Source organism: Micromonospora sp., from assembly GCF_048594385.1.
Taxonomy (GTDB): Bacteria; Actinomycetota; Actinomycetes; order Mycobacteriales; family Micromonosporaceae; genus Micromonospora; species Micromonospora wenchangensis.
The window spans coordinates 1-2,573 of record NZ_JBMDWU010000362.1; the positions used below are offsets into that span (position 1 = coordinate 1).

The window sequence follows — 2,573 nt, forward strand, 5'->3', positions numbered from 1 at the left end:
CCGCTCCCACACCCGCCGCGCGAGGTGCGCGGCCTCGGCCCGGGCCGGCCCGGGCGCCCGCCCGGGGCCTAGGCACGCCTACGGCGTCAGCCGACGGACGTCACTTGCTGACGCTGACCGTGTTGAAGCGCTCGTCGGTCAGCGGGCTGGCGACCAGCCCCTGCACGTCCTTGGTGACGACGATGGCCGGCGGGGCGTGCCAGACCGGCACGGCCGGCAGCCACTTGGCGGCGATGTCCCGGTTGACCTGCTCCCAGGCCGCCTTCTTGCCCGCCTCGTCGACGGTGCCGTCGGCCTTGGCGATCGCGTCGAACATCTCGGTCATGGCCTGGTCGCCGAACTCGACCTTGCCCCGGCCGAAGAAGGTGCCGACGAAGTTGCCCGGGTCGTTGTAGTCACCGGTCCAGCCGAGGATGTGCAGGTCCTGCTTGCCGAACTGCTGCACGTCGTCCTTGAAGCCACCGTTCCACGGACGCGGCGTGCCGTTGACCTTGATGCCGACGGCCTGCAGGTCGTTGGCCAGGACGGTGAAGATCTCCTGCGGGTTCGGCATGTACGGCCGGGAGACGTCCGGCGGGTAGTAGAAGTTGAGGGTCAGCCCCTCGGCGCCGGCCTCCTTGAGCAGCTGCTTGGCCTTGTCCGGGTTGTACTCGTACTTCTGCACGTCCGGGGCGTAGCCGAGCACGGTGTCCGGCATGAACTCGTCGGCGACCTTGGTGCCACCCGGGCCCTTGGTCTGGACGAGCTGCTGACGGTTGAGGGCGTAGGCGATCGCCTGGCGTACCCGCAGGTCCTTCAGCTTCGGGTTCTTCTGGTTGATGCCCAGGTAGAGGATGTTGAACGCCGGGCGGTCGAGGACCTGGAAGCCCTCACCGGACAGCGCCTTGCGGTCGGCCGGAGCCGGGAAGTCGATGCCCTGGACGGTGCCGGCCCGCAGCTCCTGCTTACGGGTGTTCTCGTCCTTGATCACCTTGATGATGACCTTGTCGACCTTGGCCTTCTCGCCCCAGTAGTCGGGGTTGCGGTTCAGGGTGATCTCGTTCTTGGCCTTGTCCCAGCCACCGAAGGTGAACGGACCGGTGCCGACCGGGGTGGTGGTCGCGAACGAGCTGTACTCGAAGGAGTCGCCGTTCTGCTTGACCGTGTCGGCGTCACCCTTCTTGAGGGCCTCCGGGCTGGCGATCGAGAGCGCGGTCAGCGCGAACGCGCCCGGGAACGCACCCTTGTACTTGTTGAGGGTGACCACGGCGGTGCCGTCGTCCTTGGCCTCACACTTGTTGTAGAGCGCCTCGCCGGCACCCTCGGCCTCGTTCTTGGCGAACCCGCCGAAGACGTCCTGGTAGTAGATCATCTGCGACTGGGCGGCGGCACCCTTCATGTTGTACCAGCGGTCGAAGTTGAAGCAGACCGCGGCGGCGTTGAAGGGGGTGCCGTCGTGGAACTTCACGCCCTGGCGCAGCTTGAAGGTCCAGACCTTGCCCTCGGGGTCGTGCTCCCAGCTCTCGGCGAGGCCACCCACCAGGTCGGCAGTGCCCGGCTTGTGCTGGACCAGCGTGTCGTACATCTGCCGGACCGGCCGGAACGACTCACCGTCGTCGTTGAAGATCGGGTCGAAGTTCTTCGGGTCACCGGCACCGGCGAAGATGAAGGTGCCGCCCGTCTTGGCCTCGCCACTGTTGTCATCGCCGCGGTCACTCTCCGCACAGCCGGCCGCGCCGACCGCCAGGGCTGCAACGGCCACGAGGCTCACGGCCGTCCTTAGCCTTCTCGCCTGCATCTCTCACCTCTGTCATCCGCCTGAACAACGCCGGTCCATGGCTCGGTCCGTGAGCGGGAGGCTATGACACGACACACCGAAGCGGAACGGCCGTTAGGCAATCGCTACCAAGCCGACACCAAGCACTCCGTCTGACACCGCCGGATCTCCCGACAAACGGGACTGTCACAGCGGCACGTCCCAGGTTTGTCCTGAAATCGCCCGGGTGTCCGAATCCGCCGCCACCAGCGGTGACCCACCGTCACGCCCCGCCCCGCCGGCTCCCGCGAGGCGGCTCCGCGACGGTCGCGGTCCGCACCGTGTCCGGTTCCGGGGGTACGCTCCGCGCCCGTCCGACGCTACGCGCGTGTCCTGGGGTCAACGTCCCGTGACCGGCGCCACCCCCGGGCCGGAATCCCCACCCCGCCCCCGGCGTTACACCCTGCGTACGACCGCAGCAGCACCCCCGGGCCGCCCGACGCCCCGGCCGCCGGCGGAATGACCCGGCACCGACGGTCGTTACACCCCGGTACGACCGCAGCAGCACCCCGGGCCGACCCCGCCCCCCGGCGGGAATGACCCCGGACCCCCGGTCGTTACACCTGACCCCGGCACGAGCGGCCACCGCCCCACGCGGCAGGCCCCGGCCGGAAACCCCCCACAGACTTTCCCCCGTATGAGCGCCCCCGACGTGGTGCCCACGCCCCTACGCTGCCCGACCCCCACGGGCACACCCAGCCCTCCACGGGCCGGACGGGGCGTCTACCCCCGAAGGAGCTTCCCCATGAACACCACCATCATGAACACCACCATCCTG

1 protein-coding gene is annotated in these 2,573 nt (G+C 68.9%); it reads right to left on the reverse strand.

What is annotated here, in order from left to right; translation table 11 throughout:
* Positions 1–100 precede the first annotated feature (100 nt).
* Positions 101–1,777, reverse strand: coding sequence for an ABC transporter substrate-binding protein (locus tag ACOJTC_RS19240; RefSeq protein ID WP_357932622.1), 1,677 nt, complete (start codon positions 1,775–1,777; stop codon positions 101–103).
* Between the last annotated feature and the right edge of the window lie 796 nt (positions 1,778–2,573).